The organism is Maricurvus nonylphenolicus (genome assembly GCF_042854845.1).
GTDB lineage: Bacteria > Pseudomonadota > Gammaproteobacteria > Pseudomonadales > Cellvibrionaceae > Maricurvus > Maricurvus nonylphenolicus.
In genome coordinates, this window is sequence record NZ_AP031498.1 from 1,382,998 (window position 1) to 1,400,973 (window position 17,976).

Consider the following 17,976-nt stretch of genomic DNA (forward strand, 5'->3'; position numbering starts at 1 on the left):
TCCGCTGCGCTCCATAAATAGCCATTAAGCCGGGCGTTATGCACTCAATAGGGAGATTGTATGTTTTCTAAATTAACTGAATTTAATGCTCAAAGAAGTATAAAGGAAGCTGTAGGTTTTTATTTAGCTTACTTTATTTTGTTTCTCTTATTGGGGTTTACCGTTGGGGGTATAATAGGGGTGCTAAATCCCGATCAGGCTTATGAGGTTGGAGTGAAGGTTGGACAAATAATGGCAGTGATAATGTGTTGCGCTTTAGCTGTCACAATTGTTTTCAAGAAATCATTACAATCATCATTCAAGTGTATAGCTTTAGCGGTAATGGCGGCATTGTTATCGATTCTATTGGGGGCGCTTGGAGGGCTGATACCAATTGCCTACCTTACTACAGTACCAGACGGTAATGCATAACAAGCGGCTGTAATCGTTGCGAAAAGCGCGGCTGGGACTATTTATTCCGCTGCGCTCCATAAATAGCCCTTAAGCCGGGCGTTAAATGGCAGGAGCAATGGATCAGCTAATTTATGTCAACGTTGTTGGTTTTCCCGATGGAAACTTGGAACCAGTGAAGGCAATTCACGTTCATGGCTCCTGTTTCAGAATTATCGACGTAAATGACGATGATGAACATTTTCCATGGGAGTTCGTCACAGATGAGGTAGTTACCTGTGAAGAGGTTGTATTTTACGAAAATGAAAGTGGCTTGGTAGCAAAGCATGTGTGCAGGTGCGGCAATGCATAGTTCGGTGCCAATCCGGCCATTTAACAAGTTTATCAAACATCGTTGCAGCCAAAAGACGGCTGCAACTGGACGCGCATAAAGCGCGCGCCGTTTATAAAGGCGTTATGAGCTGGTCTAGATAATGAAACCTATCCTCGTAAGAATCTGTAAGAAAATATTATTTTGGGGGTCTGTACTTTTTATTTTATTTGCCTTGGGGCTAGGGATTTTCTTTACCATATTTTGGGGGATTAACTTCTATTGGGCATTGCCGAAATATATTTACGATTCTCCTATTTTCGTTTTAACGGTAGCTAGTGAAATTGTTGTTTTAATTCTTGTAGTAAAGTTGAGTGCGCAGTCTCAATTTGAGAGGAGAGTTTCACCATATATAATTGCGGCATGTTTATTGGCAACTTGTTTATGTTTAAACTTCACAGGTATAGGGGGTGTCTGAGTATACTTTTAAGGTTTATTCTCATAACACCTATACGACCGGACCTTGTAAAGAAACAATAGGTAGCTAAAGCACCACTTTTACAGTGCTGCTGTTCATTAAAAATACACTTTCTCGCCACTGACGATATTTTCATGGTGAGCTTACCTCCTAAGAGGCTGTACCAAACACCTATCGAGAGTCTGCCTGCTCAATGTTTATTTGAGCAGGTGTTTTGGCTTTCCAAAACGCTACTAGAAATTTATCGGTTACCCTTGAATCTGGCGCTTCAAAAGTCGGGCTTACATGTCTGTATCCAGTTATAAGTCACTCAGCCAAGGGGCAGCCAAAGGGATGGCAGTGCACGCTGTCTATTCAAGGCGGAGGTGGTTGGCGATATTGAACAGAATAACCTGACGTTCGAGACGTAAGCGATACAGCTATTCGGTGTTATCTCGCACAGCACCAACAGTTATACATTAATAGCTCTTCGTACACTGCCAGAACTAGCAAGTTCTAAAGAAGTAATTCTCGTCGAAGGTGTCATTCCTCTTCATGATGAAATAAGTAGCTCTACCCAGTTTGTGGGCTAATATTGAGAGCGCTTTACCTTTACCCACTCTTTTCGCCATCTTGGCAACGTAGGCTTTTCCTCTCTCGTTATCTCTTAGGAAAAGTACAGCAGCTTCTGAAAAAGCCCACTTCAGATGAGCGTTGCCTATTTTTGATCCAGAGGTACCTGCTTTTTTGCCTGCGGATTCTTTCTGGCATTTGACCAATCGGCAATAAGAGCAAAATTGCTGAACAGTTTCAAAGCAATTGACATCAATTACTTCATACAGAATCGTTAGCGCTAATACATCTCCAACGGGCTTATGGGGTCTGACCCTAGGGTCAGACCCCATAAGCTAGAAAAAGTAGTGTCATCAAAATACACGCACTGTTTTTTAAGCGGAATCTGGAAACTGATTCCGCTTTTTAGTACTAGGTAGTGCTCTTCATGGAAAAGTATGGGGCGCAGGCGAGAGTGGCCAGCTGAATATCTTAATTTTTCAGTAGTTAGGGTAAATGGCAGGATAAATCTTCGAAGTAGGTGTAGCATGCCGTGAAGTAGAGTCTTAACAAAGTTGCCAAGGATTTTGGCGGTAAAAAATAAGGATGTGACATGGAGCAGTTCAAAACAACAGAAGACCTGCGGGAATCATTAAAAAGACTCAGTAAGTGGTTCGCTAGACCTACTGTTGATGGGGAGCACCCCACCCTACATATAAATCCAGGTAGCACTAATCGTGAAGTTCTGAATGGTATTCAGAGAGATGACTACATATTTTCAAATTGTGGGAACTGGATTCTCCCATCAGATGATCACGGTTTGTCTTTTTCGGGCCATTGGCAGCATCTCAAGGGTATACACCGGATGAAATCTAAGCGAAATCCCGGGAAAAGAGTTTCTGTATACTGGGTCCTTGAGAAAGCAGATATACCTGAAGGGTTGAAATTTGTTGTTGATCCGAGAGATAAAAAGAAACAACACTATTTACTATCAGCTACTAGGCGAATGCATGTAGAGGAACTTAGGTCAAAGCTTGAGTGGGTGGCAGATAGAATGTCGATAATTAGAGATGCGCAGGTGGCATTATGATTGAATTTAATGATGTTAAACAAAAAGAACTACTATTGCATTATGCAAATGAATTTAACGATTCAGAGTGCATCAATATTATTGAGTCAGGTGTTAATAGCGCTTCCGAAGTAGAGCAATTGGCGAAGTTATATTGGGCAATTGTGGATGCCAGTGTCAGTGAGGATATAGAGTATCTGCTGGAAAAAACCTATACAACGTTGCACATTCATTGTGGGAATCGTGGGTTTTCAGAGGTTTGGGATAATTGTATACCCTAATACTGGCTAATGGGAGACCCCAACAAATACTAATTAAAGAGGCTGCATAATGGAAATACCAAATACCTGGGCCCCAATGCTTGTGTCCTCTGTCAGAGACGCTGTTCTTTACCAAGAGAATTTATTAAAAAGCGAAACTCTTAGAGACAGGGCGGATTATGAAGAGCATCTCCTTCAGTTAATCCAATTCTTAGAATTTATTACATCTGAGTACAAAGATGTAGAGTCTGAAGTAGGAATCCCTCTAGAGAAATTGCTCTAAAACCTGTGAGGTTTGCCCAACAAATAACAAATTCTGCTGTGACGGACGTTATGCATCTAGAGGTCGAAAATGAGGGTGGAGATAACAATTTCACTATTACTGGGCTTGCTTTCATTATTTAGCCTATATCTGACTATATGTGGTGAACTGGGTTATGTAGTTCTCGCTATAATTTATGGCCTATGCGCATTTCTGTTGTTGAAACTAAATCGCTTAGCTAGGTACTCCAGTGCATTGATTGTTGCAGTCCATCTTATTACCAATCTTGCTACAGTGAACCTACTGTATGGTACAGGTCGGGATACCAATGCAGCTGCTCAGGTATTTTTAAGTGGCTTTGATGAATTACAGTTTTTTATTGAGATAGGTTTTTCAACAACGGTAATGGTAGTGTCATTAGTACTATTGTTAGTACCTGGTACTTTTAAACGGTTCGGAGGCAAAAATGCATAAAAAAGATGGTGTTGTTGCCTACGACTGGGACTGGAAGGTTACCCCAATAAAAATTAATAGAAGAGTTAAGAAACAATGAAAATGAACTACTTCGTCTTTGGTACCAACAATATGCCCAAAGCCGTAAACTTCTACGACGATATTTTTGCTGACTCTGGTGTATCCAAAATCAACGACGAAGGCAGAATGACTCTCTGGATGGGCGATGGCTTTATGTTTGCTCTGGCTGAGCCTTTTGATGGCAAGGAAGCGACAGTGGGCAATGGGACTATGCTTGGTATTAACCTCGATTCGGCAGGGGAGGTTGATCGCATTTACCAAAGGGCCCTTGCTCTAGGTGCACAGAGTGAAGGTGAACCTGAAGTGCGCTCAGGTCGGTATTCGGCATATTTTCGCGATCTTGATGGTAATAAAATATGTATATATGAATGAAGTTGAGGGAGGTTACTTCGCCTAATGACTAAACCTCCCCACCATCTCCGCAGCTCGCTCATGGGCTGCTTTCACCGATAGCCCCGCCTCAACGTCAAAGCTGATCATCATTTCTTTACCTGCTGCATTAATCAGGTTGTAGTAAAAGCGCAGTGTGGATTGGCTAACCATACAGCCTTTTAGCTCAGTACGGATAATATTGGGTATAGGGGCGGCAGTATTCATCGGCTTCTCTCTCGCTTATTACTTACGATGAGGTAATGCTAACCGCCCCAGGCTGAACGAAAGGTTAATATTCGCTAGTGTTTATTTAAGCCAGGGCCGTGCAAAGCGTCCCAGCGCTTTCTGCCATTTCATTAAATAGTCCTTGCGCGGTTCTGGCTGTAACATCTCTTCGGGCAGCTCGGGTGGTTGCGCTACCGGGTAGTCATCGCCCCATTGCCATAGGCCACCCTGATCAAAGAAGGCATGGCCAGCAGGTTGGTCTGCGGTAAACACATCGCCATCGGCATAGTGTTCAAACTCGGTGCCGTAGGGGTCGCGCCAGTAGTCGAAAACCTGACTGCCGAGAATATGGCGGCCGATACCCCAGTGGTGATCCCAGCCTTTGGTTTTTAAATACTGTTGGCCTTGACCAATTTCATCGATATCGACTGTTTCAAACGCCACATGCATCACCATGGGTAATGGTCCACCGGCAATGGCCAGGGTGTGGTGATCGGCGGGTTTATCGCCGCGGTCCAGGCGGGTAAAGGACAGGGTTGGGGTTCCATCGTGCAGGCACAGGTTGTCTGACAACAAGATACCCAAGTGTTTGGTATACCATTTAATGGAGCGAGCATAGTCGGTGGCCATCATGGCTACATGGCCCAGGCGCACAACTTTACTGGGGGCAAATTCTCGGCGTTGGCCCTGGTTGATACGCGCTTTGTTGTTGGGGGTATTAACCGGTAGAGGTTCTTCGCGATGTGCAAGCGGCTCCACAGTATTACGGCCGTAAATAACATCCACAATAAATCCATCCGGGTCGTGCATGCGAACACGCTCACCACCACCGGGCCAGCTGAGTGGTTCAATGGGGCTGGCATTTTCGCCAGCCTCTGCCAAGGTTTGCAGCTCTTCGCGGCTGTCGACAAAAAATCCGCAACCCAGATAGCGGGGCGTATCACCTTTCAGTGCAACAAAACAATAAGGTTGGTCATCGCAGCCGCGCATAAACAAGGCGTTGTCGGTGTTTTCATAGGTGACCAAGCCAAAATCGAGTAGGAAGGTTTCCTGTTGATCGAGGTCCGGGCGTTCAAACAAGACGTAGGCAATGCGGTCTGCTTTTACCAGCGGGGCTTCACAGGCAATGGCCACTGAGCCCAGTTTGCTGAGCTCTTCTTCTGTGTATTGTTCCAGGCCAGGATAATAAAAGGGTGTTTCAGTAACAGTGTCAGACATTATGTGAGTCCTTAAGCAGTTTTCAGAAGTTGCAGTGCGCGGTTAAGTACATCGTCGGCATTGTTGGCGTTAAAGGCGGCCATACAGAATTTGTCCGGGCGAACCAGCAGCAAGGTATTGTCGTTGCAGAGGCTCGATTCGCTGTTTATTAAACGCTTGCCTTGAATAAAATCACCCAGAAGCCCTTCTTTATCTTTTGACCAGATACCTGTGTGCTGCGCATCACCAACGGCGAGTGTGGCGGTGCAGAGTGATTGCCACTGGGTCAGGGTGTCTGTGGCAATGACTTCGGCGGGGTCGCAGTTATAACCGATAATGGCGAAGCCTGTGCCCAGCAGCTCATCGAGTAATACTTCCTTATCGGTGTGGGTTGTCAGTTTGGGTTGCACCAAAAGCTGGCCGCTAACAGGATTCGATTCGGTATCCACAACCAGACCGGTGTCGACGCGACGGGACAGCATGGAGTGAGCCAGGTTATCGACAAAGTCTTGCGACTGTTTTTCATCTTCTTGCAGGCTAAAGAAAAAGCTATCGCGCTCGGCGGCTTTTTGCGGGTCAATCGGCTGAATGGTTTCACCCAGGTTGAGTGCGAAATCAATTAGCTCTTGCGCGTGATCACGGCGTTCTTGTTGATAACTGTCTAGCACTTTGTGATCGACCAAGCCTTTGCTGGCCATCGCCAGTTTCCAAGACAGGTTGCGAATATCCCTAAAGCCACTGTTCAAACCCTGGCCGGCAAACGGTGGGGTGAGGTGGGCGGCATCGCCTACCAGGAACACGCGATTGTCTTGCCACTTGTCGGCATTGAGGGCGTTAAAGTTGTAAACCACTTTGCGATAAACCTCGACCTGAGAGGTGTCGGTATAGGGGGCGATAATGCTGTTGATATGGTCGTCATTGAGCATATCCTCGGCGGTTTCGCCGGGCATTAACATCCATTCCCAACGGCGCTGGTTACCGTTTTTCTTAATGGTCATACCGGGGCGCTTGGTGTCGCAGAAAAAACGGCTGGGCATACTGTTGGCTAGGCCGGGATCGATGGTGTCGATAACCAGCCAGGGGAATTCATTGCTCTTGCCGATCATATTGGCGCCGAGTTGTTTGCGGATTATCGAGTGGGCGCCATCGGCACCGACCAGAAATTGCGCGTTAATTTCAATCGCTTCTTCGTTAGCGTTTTTGGCAAAAATCGTTACGCCGTCTTCACTCTGTTCAAAGCGTTCGAATTCATGGCTGAACCAGGCGCGCACATTACCGCGGCGATACAGGGCGTTAGCAACGATACGGTCCACATCAGCCTGGTCAAAGGTGTTAAAGAAGGGGAAGCCGTAGGGCTCACCGAATTTACTGCTGTGGAATTCAAACAGCGGCTTGCCTTCACCGTTAATGTATTCAGTGGTGTGAATATCGGAGCAAATTTCGTCAATCACATCGTCGATAACGCCTGCGGCCTGGTAGGTTCGTAGGGCTTCGCTATCAATGCCGATGGCGCGAGGCAGTTCAATGGTTTTATCGAGTTTTTCCAGCAACAGGGTATCTACGCCTGATTGGCTTAACAGGTGGGCCAGAGTCAGGCCTGCTGGGCCTGCGCCAATGATGGCAACTGAGGTGGTATAGCGTTTCATCGATACTTTCTCCGATCTAGATGTCAAGGTTGGAGAATCCCTTACCTTGATATTATTGTATTTATATTCAAAAGTGAATTAAGTTCAGCTGTATGCTAGCACTGAACCTGATCGATGAAATTTGAGCTGGATCAATAAACGTAGCTTTGGTGCTGGATTGGTCGTATTGAGAAGATGTACGGAGAGGAGCAGATACCCATATCAGCCCGCAGAGCGGCAGGCTGGTATGGGTCTTTTCAGCGGGTAAGCCTAGCAGGCTGGATCGGCAGTGATTGCCTGGTTAAATGCAGGGTAGTGACGTTTAATGGTTTGCAGCCGATCGAGGCCCCGGGAAATGGTGGGGTGGTCAAATTCGGCGATGGCGCTTTGGTAACTGGGGCGTGTCTGTAAACTTGCCCAGTAGCGGCCTATCTGCGGGCGACGTTCGGTGAGAAATTCTTTAATCCAGTCGGCTTCCAGCAGGCGCTCAAAGATCACCATCATGCCGACATCAGCCAGGGTAAACTGCTTGCCGGTAATCCAGGGGCCTTCGGATTGGGCAAGTACGGCTTCGAGTTCATCGAGGTGTATGTTTAACGCATCACGGCTCTGTTGAATGGCTTTTCTGATCGGGGGAATATGATGAAAGCGCTGAGCGCCTACCAGTTTGAACAGCAGAAACCCCAGTGGACGCTCCTTTAAGCGGTGGAACAGTAGGCCTTCCAGAATATTTTTTACGGGTATTCTTTCTATCATGGTGCCAAACAGCGGCAGGGTTAGCCCGGGGATAGTATTGCCGGCTGAGGCCTCAAGAGCTGCCAGCGGGTCATCGCCGATTAATGAGCCTTTGGTAACCCAGTATTCCATCAGGCGTTTCTTATCCGGATCTGCGGGTACCAGCGCTGCCGGTGTTGCTGAATGCTCTGCCGCGTACTGTAGTTGTGCATGGGATTCGTAGATGGGGTGGCCGTTATGGATCAACACCGGCACCAGCGCAGCGGGGTTCACCTTGAGGAACTCGCGGGAAATATTCTGATAACTACCCGTTTCAATCAGATCGATATGGTGAGCCTTGTACGGAATCTTGAGTTCGGCCAGGCAAACTCGAATCTTCTTTGAGCACAGCGACAGGTTGTTGTGATACAGCTCCCAGGGCTGTTCAGTGGGGATAACCCTGTCGGTGTTGAGGCCTTCGGGCATGGGCCGGGTTTTGCGTCGATTGCGCTCCACCAGATACCAGACAAGCAAGCAGCAGGAGACTATTAGCAGGCAAAGGGGTAGTATATCCATTTGAGAGTTCTCTCACTTTTGTTTTGTGAAATAGTATTCAAGTCTGAATCATCTATCAAGTAATGCCTGGTTGTGCGGATCCTCGAGGGTTTTCATTGCTTCACGTGGATTGTTGGAATTTGGTTGCCTAAAAAGTGACCGCCTGGCCGGGATAGTAGCCAGCAATTGTGGAAAATTGGACGCAAGCGGTGTTTTATCGCAGGCCTGTGCTTATAATGACGGGCCTTTTGGCACCCGTGCGCCTAGGAGTAGGTGCTTTGTGTAGGTGATACTGGGTGCGCTTGAATGTTAGGGCGTCGGGCTAGGGCCCGGCACCGGATTATCGATAGGAAACAAAAATGATTATTAAACCTAAAGTCCGTGGATTTATGTGTATCACTACCCACCCAACGGGTTGTGAAGCCAATGTTAAAGAGCAGATCGACTTTATTAAGTCGCAGCCAAAAGTAGACGGTATGCCCAAGCGCGTACTGGTGATTGGCTCTTCCACTGGCTATGGTTTGGCGGCACGTATCACCGCAGCGTTTGGTGGCGGTGCTTCTACTCTGGGTCTGTTCTTTGAAAAAGAAGGCACCGAGCGCAAGCCGGGCACGGCGGGTTGGTATAACTCCGCAGCTTTCCACAAGTTTGCTGAAGCCGAAGGTCTGTACGCCAAGAGCATCAATGGCGATGCCTTCTCTGATGAGATCAAGCAAAAGACCATTGAGACCATTAAAGAAGACCTGGGTCAGGTTGACCTGGTGATTTACTCTCTGGCTTCTCCTCGTCGTCAGCACCCCAAAACCGGTGAGCTGCACAACTCTACCCTGAAGCCGATTGGCCAGGATGTCACCCTGCGCGGTATCAATACCGATAAGAAGCAGATTCAGGAATTCACCCTGGAAGCCGCAACTGACGAAGATATCTCCAACACCGTTGCCGTAATGGGTGGTGAAGATTGGCAGATGTGGATCGACGCTCTGGACGAAGCCGGTGTACTGGCCGACGGTTGTAAGACCAGTGCCTTTACCTACGTGGGCGAGAAAGTCACTCACGACATCTACTGGAACGGTACCATCGGCCAGGCCAAAAAAGATCTGGACGAAAAAGTTCTGGGCATTCGTGAAAAGCTGGCCAAGACCGGTGGTGACGCGCGCGTTTCTGTACTGAAAGCGGTTGTCACTCAGGCGAGCTCTGCGATCCCCATTATGCCGCTGTACCTGTCACTGCTGTTTAAAGTGATGAAGGAAGACGGTTCTCACGAAGGTTGTATCGAGCAGCTGTACCGTTTGTTTGCCGAGTGTTTGTATAACGATTCTCCACGCTTGGATGACGAAGGTCGTACCCGTGTCGACGAGCTGGAACTTCGTGATGAGATTCAGCAGAAGGTCATTGATCTGTGGGATCAGGTCACTTCCGATAACATTCCAGAGCTGACCGATTTCGCCGGTTATCAGGCCGAGTTCCTGCGTCTGTTTGGCTTCGGTGTTGATGGTGTTGATTACGATGCAGATGTAAGCCCGGTTGTGGAAATTGCCAACCTGGTTTAATCTTTTCTCACCAGCACAACAATAAAAAACAAAAAAAGCCGGTATTTACCGGCTTTTTTTGTGCCTGCTCTTTATGCTTGTTGTTTAGATAAAGAACAGGCATAAAGAGCAGAGATAGTGCATAGATAGCCGACAGAGAGCAGAGAAAAGAGAAGTAACCATGGCCGATATTCATGATACCTTGGTCGAATTTGACATTTTAGTGGGTGAAGTTGTCACCTTAAGTCCGTTGATTCGACGCATTACGGCACCTAACCCCAGCGCTTTTACTGGCCCGGGTACCAATACTTATTTAGTGGGACACGGTGATGACGTTGCTGTGATTGATCCAGGTCCCAACGAGCAGTCACATATCGATGCGATTTTAAAAGCCACCGACGGAAAAATTCGCTGGCTGATCGCCACCCACACCCACGAAGATCACTCCCCAGCAGCCAAACCACTGCAGGAAGCTACCGGTGCGGAAATGATCGGTGTACCTTTCCACGAGCACCACGAGCACCTGGACGAAACCTTTGTGGTTGATGAACCTGTGCAAGAAGGTGATATTTTTAAAACCGACAGCTACAGTTTGCGTGCTATTTCAACACCAGGGCATGTCAGCAACCATATGAGTTTCCTGCTGGAAGAAGAGATGGTGCTGTTTGCTGGTGATCATATTATGCAGGGCGCGACTGTTGTGATCGTGCCGCCACACGGTGGCACCATGTGGGATTATTTTGAATCGCTGGATAAATTAAAAGGCATGGGCATTAACTGGTTAGCACCAGCCCATGGCCATATTCTTGATGAAGCCGATAAGGTGGTGACTGAGTTAAAAGCCCATCGGGTTTCCCGCGAAGAAAAAGCCAAGCAAGTATTACGGGAAGTGAAAAAAGGCCAGATTAAAGAATTGGCGCCACTGGTTTATCCGGAAGTGCAAGGTGATTTAATTTACGGTGCCAAGGTTGCACTGTATGCGCATTTGCAGAAATTAGTGCATGAAGGTTTTGCCACCCGTTACAGTGAGAAGCACTGGATTATGGGGGAAGAGATTTATGAGATTGTTGAATAAAGCATCTGTAATTATCTTCTATTTAAAATTCGGGTAAAGAACTCTGCCATTCCCGCGAAAGCGGGAATCCATGCTCGGAGAAACTGCCAAATTCCTGGATTCCCGTTTTCACGGGAATGGCATTAATTTGTTTCTGAATTGGTATCAATAGCTATTTTATACTCGGATAGGGAGACAACATGGAATACCGTCAACTAGGCAACACAGATTTAAAAGTCAGCGCTATTTGTCTGGGCACCATGACCTGGGGCCAACAAAACACCCAGGACGAAGCCTTCGAACAAATGGATTATGCCCGCGACAATGGCATCAATTTTTTCGATACCGCCGAGATGTACCCGGTCCCTCCGCGTCCAGAAACCCAGGGATCAACCGAAACCTGTATTGGCAATTGGTTGGCCGCCCGTGGTGGCCGTGAAGATTTAATTCTGGCCAGTAAGGTCACCGGCCGTGGTAGCTCTAATGCCGGTATGGGGCATGTGCGCAACGGCCCACGTTTAAGTCGTGATCATATTCGTGAAGCCATTGCTGGATCGCTGGAGCGTTTGCAAACCGATTACCTGGATTTGTATCAGGTGCATTGGCCGGAAAGGCAAACCAATTTTTTTGGCCAGCTGGGCTATCGCCACAGTGATAACGACGGCATTGCTATTCGCGAGACGTTGGAAGCCTTGGCCGAGCTGGTGACAGAAGGCAAGGTGCGTTATATCGGTTTATCCAATGAAACCCCTTGGGGCTTGATGGAATATTTACGCTTGGCCCGTGAATATGATTTACCCGCAGTGGTATCGGTACAAAATCCCTACAGCCTGGTTAATCGCACGTATGAAGTGGGTTTGGCTGAAATGTCGATTCGTGAAAAAGCTGGTTTGCTGGCCTATTCACCGCTGGCGTTTGGTGTGTTGAGCGGTAAATACCTCAATGGCCAGCGTCCGGAGAAAGGACGTATCACGTTGTTCGAGCGCTTTACCCGTTACACCAATGAGCGTACCGAAGCTGCGACACAAGCCTATGTGGATTTAGCCCGCGAGCATGGCCTCGATCCTTCGCAGATGGCGCTGGCTTTTGTCACCGGCCAACCGTTTGTGACCTCCAATATTATTGGTGCCACCACCATGGAGCAGCTGAAGATCAATATCGACAGCGCCAATGTGCAGTTGAGCGAGGAAGTGTTGAAAGGCATTGAAGCCATTCACCGCGCTAATCCTAATCCAGCCCCCTAACTATTCAGCAACAGTTCGTCACTATATAATCCCGGCCCATCATTAGCAGTTGATGGGCCTTATGGAAAAGCCACGTTTTACCCTTGCATTACTTCATCCCCGCCACTGGTTACTGTGGCTGGGTATTATCTTGTGGTGGCTGATTTCCCAGTTACCTTATCCTTGCCTGCGCGGCCTGGCCCGGGTGCTCACACCTGTACTACGTAAAGTTGGCAAAAGTCGTCGCCGTATTATCTCCCGCAATTTGGAACTGTGTTTTCCACAGCTAACCTCCGCCGAGCGTGACAAACTGTTGGATGACAACTTCTTCTCCACCTCCATGGCGCTGTTTGAAACCGGTATGGCCTGGTTTTTACCGCGATGGCGCCTTCGTCGCCTGTTCACCATTGAAGGGTTGGAGCATTTGCAGCAAGAAGATGGTCAGGGCGTGATCCTGATGGCCATGCACTTCACCACCCTGGATATTGGTGCGGCTTTCCTCAATATGAGTGCCTCTATCGACGGTATGTACCGCCCGCACAAGAACCCGGTGTTTGACTATGTTCAGCGCAAGGGCCGCGAGCGCCACAGCCACAATACCGAAGTGATTCCCCGTGAAGATGTGCGTGGCATGATCCGCGCCCTGAAGCGTGGCCGTGCCATCTGGTATGCGCCTGATCAGGACTATGGCCCCAAACAGAGTGTGTTCGCGCCTTTCTTTGGTGTGGAAGCAGCCTCTGTCACCGCAACTGCCAAGTTTGCCCGTCTGGGCAAGGCCCGTGTGGTGCCGTTTGTGCAGACCCGCCTGCCGGGTAGCCAGGGCTACAAAGTGACGATTTATCCGGCTCTGCAGGCATTCCCTGTTGGTGATGAGCGTGATGATGCCCAGCGTATCAACGGCTTTATTGAGGACCGCATCAACGAGCAGCCCGAGCAGTATTTGTGGGCCCACCGACGCTTCAAAACCCGCCCGCCAGGCGAGCCTTCCCTCTATAAGCGAGCCTAGGTCAATTATTGGCCAGAAATTGGCCTCTAATACGAAGATAACGGCAAGAAATCGCTTGGGGAACTTGTGTCAGGGTTGTGGCGTCAGTAACATTACGCCCTTGGCTTATAAAGCGTATTTACAACAGATTTACCCGCTCGGAGACAATGCATGATGCAAGGTAGTATGGTTGCCCTGGTAACCCCAATGACAGCAGACAATCAGCTGGACTGGGATAGCCTCCACAAACTCGTGGACTGGCACCTGGAAAAGGGCACGCATGGCATCGTTGCGGTGGGCACCACCGGTGAATCTGCCACCCTGAATGTAAAAGAGCATCAGGAAGTTATCGCCAAAGTGGTGGATCAGGTTAATGGCCGTATCCCGGTTATCGCCGGTACCGGAGCCAATTCCACCGCCGAAGCCATTGAACTGACCGAATCTGCCAAAGCCAGTGGCGCCGATGCCTGCCTGCTGGTAACCCCGTATTACAACAAGCCTACGCAAGAAGGTTTGTACCAGCACCACGTGGCTATCGCCAAGGCTGTGGATATTCCTCAGATCTTGTACAACGTACCAGGCCGTACCGGCGTGGATATGGATAAGGAAACCGTGGCCCGTCTGGCAACGGTTAACAATATCGTTGCGATTAAAGAAGCCACTGGTGAGCTGGATCGTGCCAAGTGGATTATTGAAAATACCCCGGACGATTTCCTGACCTTCTCCGGTGATGATGAGACCGCTGTAGAGCTGATGCTGCTGGGTGGTAAAGGTGACATTACCGTAACCGCCAACGTAGCGCCGGCCGAAGTGGCCAAAATGTGTGAACTGGCCATTGCCGGTAACGCTGACGAAGCCCGCGCCATCAATGAAAAGCTGATGCCGTTGCACAATGCCATGTTTGTGGAGTCCAACCCGATTCCTGTGAAGTGGGCGGTAGAGCAGTTGGGCCTGATGGGTGGTGGTATTCGTTTACCTCTGACTCCACTGGCTAGCGAATATCACGCTCAAGTACGTGCTGCGATGGAGCAGGTTGGCGTAAAAGCCTAAGGCAATCTTTTTCTGTATGACTAACGACGACAAGACGACAATAATAATGAAGACACGCTATATGCAGCGCATGACTCTGGCTGGCGCTATTGCGCTGACTGCCGGAATAAACACAGGGTGTAGTAGTTTATTTGGCCAGGAAGGTTATTTCCGCGATCGCGGGCATGATTATCTGCGTGCTGATGTTATTGAGCCTATGAAGGTCCCTGAAGGGGTTGAAAGTCGTTCGGTCGAGCAGTTGTATGTGATTCCTTCCGAAGAAAATATTGATCTGGCCATCACCGATGAGTTTGAAGTGCCACGTCCACAGCCACTGTCTGGTAACGCGTTTGCCGACAAGGTGAAAATTCAGAAGCTGGGACAAAAGCGTTGGATTCTGGTCAGTACCGAACCTTCCGATGTGTGGCCAAAAGTGCGTAACTTCCTGGCTCGCAACCGTTTGGAAGTGGTCTTTACCGATGCCACCAACGGTATTATCGAAACCGGTTGGCTGCAGTTTAAAGACGATCAGGAACGCAAAGACAAATACCGTATTCAAATCGAGCAGGGTGTTCAGCCGGATAATACGGAAATCCACGTTCTGCACATGAACGTTGATCGCGATATTCCTGGCCGTGGTCAGGTGAACTGGCCTGCACAATCCATCAGCGCCGAGCGTGAAGCCTGGATGCTCGATGAGCTGGCCGCTACTCTGGCGACCGATGTGACCGGTCAGGCCACTTCACTGCTGGCACAAACCATCGGTGTTGAAGATAAAGTTAAGCTGACCCGTGATGACGGCGAGCCGATTCTGAACCTGGATCTGGACTACACCCGTGCCTGGGCCACCGTTGGCCACGCCGTTCAGCAGCAGGGCTTTACCCTGTGGGAACAGGATAGCGACATTGGTGTTTACTATGTTGCTTATCAATCTGTCGGCGAAGAGGATGAAGAGGAAAAAGACGAAGAGCCAGGTTTCTTCAGCTCTCTGTTTGGCAGCGATGAGCCTGAGCAGGTAGCGACGTCCCCTTACAGCCTGCAGCAAGTCTTGGCGCATTTGCAGCTGGACGATACCCCAGCCAATCGTGCCATCTTTGCCAGCATCTCCAGTGATAAGTCCGAGCCGTTGCAAAACGTACCGGGTTATCTGGTGGTCGTGCGTGGTTTGGAAGACAACATTGAGATCCGCATTCGCGATGGTTATGCCCGTCCGCTGGATACTCGCAAGGCCAAAGAGCTGCTAAACGTTATTCGTCGCAACCTGATCTAACGGGTTGTTGATATGAGGTATGCCTCCCTCGGGAGTGGTAGCCGGGGCAACGGTACACTGGTCGCTTATGACGACCAGCTGGTACTGGTTGATTGTGGTTTTACCGTTAAGGACACGCTGGCACGTGTTGAGCGTTTAGAGCGTGATCCGCAGACGATCACCGCCATTGTGGTTACCCATGAACACGGTGACCATATCAAAGGCGTCGGCCCCCTGGCCCGCAAGCTCAAATGCCCGGTGTATATGACACCGGGTACCTTTCATAGTCGCGATCTCGGCAAACTTCCTGAGCTCAATCTGATTGAAGGCTACCAGTCGTTTCATTTGGGCGCGCTAAAGGTGATTCCTGTCGCCGTGCCACACGATGCCCGTGAGCCCGCACAGTTTATTTTTGAAGCCAATGGTTTGCGTCTGGGTATTCTTACCGACCTGGGCAGCATCAGCCCCCATGTGGAAGAAGCTTACAGTCAGTGCGACGGCCTGGTGCTGGAAGCCAATCACGACCCACATATGCTGGCCTCCGGCCCTTATCCGCCATCGCTCAAACAGCGGGTCGGTGGCTTGTGGGGCCATTTGAGTAATCAACAGGCTGCCGGTTTTTTGCAGCGGGTAGACATTGCCCGTTTGCAGCAACTGGTGGTGGCCCATATCAGTCAGAAGAACAATTGCCTGGATCGCACTCGCGAGACCCTGGCTGACGTCACCGCTGATATCGATCAGGTGGTTTACGCCTGCCAGGATCAGGGCTTCGACTGGCTGGAGCTCACAGTCTAGAAATCGTTGATAGTGCCATGAATGGGGTCTGACCCGCAGGGATCAGACCCCAACACTTTGCCTATCCCCCGATCGGGGTCTGACCCTGCGGGTCAGACCCCAGTTTATGGCACCGATTTATGGTCCAAATCAGCAATGTAAGTACCCACCAAGGCCTCTCCTCACATACAACCTGTCTAACCTGACAAGCTTTTCCACACCCTTTTTTACGTTTCTATTACAGCGATGTGGAAAGTGGATAAAAAGTCGTCAAACTCTATTGATATTCTTAACTTATTGAAAAATAAAGACTTTTTGTGATTGTTTAGTTTGTGTTCAATTTGTGGGGGGGATAGGTTTTATGGGGTTTAGCGGCAGGTTTCAATAGGTCGTGCACAGAGTTATCCACAGAATCTGTGGATTGTATGCACTTTGGGATAACTGTTGATACTTTCGTAGTAATTATCAGGGGCTTACAGAAAACCTAACTATACTTGATGAGTAGGTAGTCTAAATTCATAGTAAGAAGATATGGGTTTATTCCTGTATGGAATTATGATTTGATACCACCCTTGCATTGGGAATTGCTAGCTAAGGTTGTTGAATATGACAGTGGATGAACGTCGACGGTTTGAGCGCCGTCCTACTTCGATTCGCGTTGAAGTGACTAATCCTACATTTGGCACTATTACGGGTTTTGCCCGCGATATTTCCGATGGTGGCGCATCAGTTCTGATTGAGAATGCACCTTTGCCACCGATAGGTACTGTGGTGAGTGTTCGCTTCCGCAAGATGGTCGGAGCTATCAATGAAGAGCCCGTCGATATGAAGGTGATGTACCACAACCGCAATGTCGTCGGTTTAATGTTTGCACCGGTACCTGATGCTCTCTAAGTCGTACTAATAGCTTATTCAAATTGCCATAAAAAAACGCCAGCATTGACTGGCGTTTTTTTATGGCTGTGTGTTGAAAATCTCAGGCGTTTATTGGCATTGCTCCGGCGCTTTCAGTTCACCCTGGTATCGTTCTCGGAACTGGGCGATGTCGCCGCAGTTCAGCGTAGCGTTCTCAGTTAAATCCAGCATGGTCAGTTTTTCCAGCAGCAGGATTTCGGGAATCTGTTGCAGTTGGTTATCGCTTAGCGATACCTCTTGCAGTTGCGGCAGGCGAGCAATGGCTTCTGCGCTTTGCAGTTTGTTATGGGCCAGGTGTAATAGCTCCAGGCCGGTAAAGATCTCTAGCCCTTCGAGAGAGGTGAGTCCTGCATGAGTACAGATCAATTGTTTCAGGTCGCCCGCGCTGGTGACCTGGGCATCGGTAATGGCCTGGTCGAGGCAGGTTTTTAACTGGCGATCAGCGGTAGAGAAATCAGTAAACAGAGGAGCAGGTGTATACATAACCCGCTCATTGAGAGTAAGTTGGTATTTACTACAGGCGCCAATCAGCAGTGTGGTGGCAATAATAAAAACACGGGTAAACAGTCGGACATTCCCTGACTGGCGGTAGTTGGGCATAGTAAAGCTCGCTTATGCTGTTGTCCTTTAAAGAAGGCGCAAATAGTAGCCTGAACAGGCCATGGTAACCAAGCTGTAATTATTCATGCGCGGTTC

General features: G+C 48.8%; 18 protein-coding genes and 1 pseudogene. 13 read left to right on the forward strand and 6 right to left on the reverse strand.

Features of this window, described 5'->3' with window-relative positions; genetic code table 11:
• Positions 1-60: 60 nt before the first annotated feature.
• Entirely contained in the window at positions 61-411 is a 351-nt protein-coding gene (locus ACGHZ6_RS05780) for a hypothetical protein (protein ID WP_390617866.1), read from the forward strand.
• 85 nt (positions 412-496) lie between these two features.
• The gene (locus ACGHZ6_RS05785) at positions 497-742 is read left to right on the forward strand and encodes a hypothetical protein (protein ID WP_390616395.1); all 246 of its coding nucleotides are present in this window, start codon (positions 497-499) and stop codon (positions 740-742) included.
• A 921-nt stretch (positions 743-1,663) separates the two neighbouring features.
• Here ACGHZ6_RS05785 and ACGHZ6_RS05790 read toward each other — a convergent pair.
• Positions 1,664-2,026 (reverse strand): annotated as a pseudogene (locus ACGHZ6_RS05790) (transposase); the annotation flags it as partial.
• Positions 2,027-2,322: 296 nt separating this feature from the next.
• Between ACGHZ6_RS05790 and ACGHZ6_RS05795 the strand changes: the two are divergent.
• From ACGHZ6_RS05795 to ACGHZ6_RS05805, 3 genes are all read left to right on the forward strand, one after another.
• On the forward strand, positions 2,323-2,799 hold the full coding sequence (locus ACGHZ6_RS05795) for a hypothetical protein (RefSeq protein WP_390617867.1): 477 nt from the start codon (positions 2,323-2,325) through the stop codon (positions 2,797-2,799).
• Complete coding sequence (locus ACGHZ6_RS05800) at positions 2,796-3,059, forward strand: hypothetical protein (protein ID WP_390617868.1); 264 nt, start codon at positions 2,796-2,798, stop codon at positions 3,057-3,059. The genes ACGHZ6_RS05795 and ACGHZ6_RS05800 overlap by 4 nt, the downstream gene beginning before the upstream one ends.
• Positions 3,060-3,849: 790 nt before the next feature.
• Positions 3,850-4,206 (forward strand): VOC family protein, encoded by a 357-nt coding sequence (locus ACGHZ6_RS05805; protein WP_390617869.1) that lies wholly within the window; start codon positions 3,850-3,852, stop codon positions 4,204-4,206.
• Between the two features lie 21 nt (positions 4,207-4,227).
• On the opposite strand, the gene ACGHZ6_RS05810 is transcribed toward ACGHZ6_RS05805, so the two are convergent.
• The 4 genes from ACGHZ6_RS05810 to ACGHZ6_RS05825 form a co-directional block, all read right to left on the reverse strand.
• A complete protein-coding gene (locus tag ACGHZ6_RS05810) occupies positions 4,228-4,431 on the reverse strand; it encodes a hypothetical protein (RefSeq protein WP_390617870.1) in 204 nt (67 codons plus the stop codon).
• A gap of 81 nt (positions 4,432-4,512) precedes the next feature.
• Positions 4,513-5,649, reverse strand: a complete 1,137-nt coding sequence (locus tag ACGHZ6_RS05815) for a VOC family protein (RefSeq protein ID WP_390617871.1) — start codon at positions 5,647-5,649, stop codon at positions 4,513-4,515.
• 11 nt (positions 5,650-5,660) lie between these two features.
• Positions 5,661-7,274 carry an FAD-dependent monooxygenase gene (locus ACGHZ6_RS05820; RefSeq protein WP_390617872.1) on the reverse strand — a complete coding sequence of 538 codons (1,614 nt, stop codon included), beginning with the start codon at positions 7,272-7,274 and terminating at the stop codon, positions 5,661-5,663.
• Positions 7,275-7,523: 249 nt separating this feature from the next.
• Positions 7,524-8,543 (reverse strand): glutathione S-transferase family protein, encoded by a 1,020-nt coding sequence (locus tag ACGHZ6_RS05825; protein WP_390617873.1) that lies wholly within the window; start codon positions 8,541-8,543, stop codon positions 7,524-7,526.
• 338 nt (positions 8,544-8,881) lie between these two features.
• Between ACGHZ6_RS05825 and fabV the strand changes: the two genes are divergently transcribed.
• From fabV to ACGHZ6_RS05865, 8 genes are all read left to right on the forward strand, one after another.
• Complete coding sequence (gene fabV / locus ACGHZ6_RS05830; RefSeq protein ID WP_390617874.1) at positions 8,882-10,072, forward strand: enoyl-ACP reductase FabV; 1,191 nt, start codon at positions 8,882-8,884, stop codon at positions 10,070-10,072.
• A 160-nt stretch (positions 10,073-10,232) separates the two neighbouring features.
• Positions 10,233-11,126: an MBL fold metallo-hydrolase gene (locus ACGHZ6_RS05835; protein WP_390617875.1), complete on the forward strand. Its 894-nt coding sequence runs from the start codon at positions 10,233-10,235 to the stop codon at positions 11,124-11,126.
• A gap of 179 nt (positions 11,127-11,305) precedes the next feature.
• Positions 11,306-12,349: an NADP(H)-dependent aldo-keto reductase gene (locus ACGHZ6_RS05840; RefSeq protein WP_390617876.1), complete on the forward strand. Its 1,044-nt coding sequence runs from the start codon at positions 11,306-11,308 to the stop codon at positions 12,347-12,349.
• Positions 12,350-12,410: 61 nt separating this feature from the next.
• Positions 12,411-13,334 carry an LpxL/LpxP family Kdo(2)-lipid IV(A) lauroyl/palmitoleoyl acyltransferase gene (gene lpxL, locus ACGHZ6_RS05845; protein WP_390617877.1) on the forward strand — a complete coding sequence of 308 codons (924 nt, stop codon included), beginning with the start codon at positions 12,411-12,413 and terminating at the stop codon, positions 13,332-13,334.
• A gap of 150 nt (positions 13,335-13,484) precedes the next feature.
• The gene (gene dapA, locus ACGHZ6_RS05850) at positions 13,485-14,363 is read left to right on the forward strand and encodes a 4-hydroxy-tetrahydrodipicolinate synthase (RefSeq protein ID WP_390617878.1); all 879 of its coding nucleotides are present in this window, start codon (positions 13,485-13,487) and stop codon (positions 14,361-14,363) included.
• A gap of 46 nt (positions 14,364-14,409) precedes the next feature.
• A complete protein-coding gene (gene bamC, locus ACGHZ6_RS05855) occupies positions 14,410-15,612 on the forward strand; it encodes an outer membrane protein assembly factor BamC (protein WP_390617879.1) in 1,203 nt (400 codons plus the stop codon).
• Positions 15,613-15,624: 12 nt separating this feature from the next.
• Positions 15,625-16,386 (forward strand): MBL fold metallo-hydrolase, encoded by a 762-nt coding sequence (locus ACGHZ6_RS05860; protein ID WP_390617880.1) that lies wholly within the window; start codon positions 15,625-15,627, stop codon positions 16,384-16,386.
• A 585-nt stretch (positions 16,387-16,971) separates the two neighbouring features.
• Positions 16,972-17,259 carry a PilZ domain-containing protein gene (locus ACGHZ6_RS05865; protein WP_390617881.1) on the forward strand — a complete coding sequence of 96 codons (288 nt, stop codon included), beginning with the start codon at positions 16,972-16,974 and terminating at the stop codon, positions 17,257-17,259.
• A gap of 90 nt (positions 17,260-17,349) precedes the next feature.
• Here ACGHZ6_RS05865 and ACGHZ6_RS05870 read toward each other — a convergent pair whose 3' ends face one another.
• Positions 17,350-17,880 (reverse strand): hypothetical protein, encoded by a 531-nt coding sequence (locus ACGHZ6_RS05870; RefSeq protein WP_390617882.1) that lies wholly within the window; start codon positions 17,878-17,880, stop codon positions 17,350-17,352.
• Between the last annotated feature and the right edge of the window lie 96 nt (positions 17,881-17,976).

Bases quoted from the DNA above. Each gene is read 5' to 3' on its own strand.
- ACGHZ6_RS05780 (WP_390617866.1), top strand. From the start codon at position 61: ATGTTTTCTAAATTAACTGAATTTAATGCTCAAAGAAGTATAAAGGAA.
- ACGHZ6_RS05785 (WP_390616395.1), top strand. From the start codon at position 497: ATGGCAGGAGCAATGGATCAGCTAATTTATGTCAACGTTGTTGGTTTT.
- ACGHZ6_RS05795 (WP_390617867.1), top strand. From the start codon at position 2,323: ATGGAGCAGTTCAAAACAACAGAAGACCTGCGGGAATCATTAAAAAGA.
- ACGHZ6_RS05800 (WP_390617868.1), top strand. From the start codon at position 2,796: ATGATTGAATTTAATGATGTTAAACAAAAAGAACTACTATTGCATTAT.
- ACGHZ6_RS05805 (WP_390617869.1), top strand. From the start codon at position 3,850: ATGAAAATGAACTACTTCGTCTTTGGTACCAACAATATGCCCAAAGCC.
- ACGHZ6_RS05810 (WP_390617870.1), bottom strand. From the start codon at position 4,431: ATGAATACTGCCGCCCCTATACCCAATATTATCCGTACTGAGCTAAAA.
- ACGHZ6_RS05815 (WP_390617871.1), bottom strand. From the start codon at position 5,649: ATGTCTGACACTGTTACTGAAACACCCTTTTATTATCCTGGCCTGGAA.
- ACGHZ6_RS05820 (WP_390617872.1), bottom strand. From the start codon at position 7,274: ATGAAACGCTATACCACCTCAGTTGCCATCATTGGCGCAGGCCCAGCA.
- ACGHZ6_RS05825 (WP_390617873.1), bottom strand. From the start codon at position 8,543: ATGGATATACTACCCCTTTGCCTGCTAATAGTCTCCTGCTGCTTGCTT.
- fabV (WP_390617874.1), top strand. From the start codon at position 8,882: ATGATTATTAAACCTAAAGTCCGTGGATTTATGTGTATCACTACCCAC.
- ACGHZ6_RS05835 (WP_390617875.1), top strand. From the start codon at position 10,233: ATGGCCGATATTCATGATACCTTGGTCGAATTTGACATTTTAGTGGGT.
- ACGHZ6_RS05840 (WP_390617876.1), top strand. From the start codon at position 11,306: ATGGAATACCGTCAACTAGGCAACACAGATTTAAAAGTCAGCGCTATT.
- lpxL (WP_390617877.1), top strand. From the start codon at position 12,411: ATGGAAAAGCCACGTTTTACCCTTGCATTACTTCATCCCCGCCACTGG.
- dapA (WP_390617878.1), top strand. From the start codon at position 13,485: ATGATGCAAGGTAGTATGGTTGCCCTGGTAACCCCAATGACAGCAGAC.
- bamC (WP_390617879.1), top strand. From the start codon at position 14,410: ATGAAGACACGCTATATGCAGCGCATGACTCTGGCTGGCGCTATTGCG.
- ACGHZ6_RS05860 (WP_390617880.1), top strand. From the start codon at position 15,625: ATGAGGTATGCCTCCCTCGGGAGTGGTAGCCGGGGCAACGGTACACTG.
- ACGHZ6_RS05865 (WP_390617881.1), top strand. From the start codon at position 16,972: ATGACAGTGGATGAACGTCGACGGTTTGAGCGCCGTCCTACTTCGATT.
- ACGHZ6_RS05870 (WP_390617882.1), bottom strand. From the start codon at position 17,880: ATGCCCAACTACCGCCAGTCAGGGAATGTCCGACTGTTTACCCGTGTT.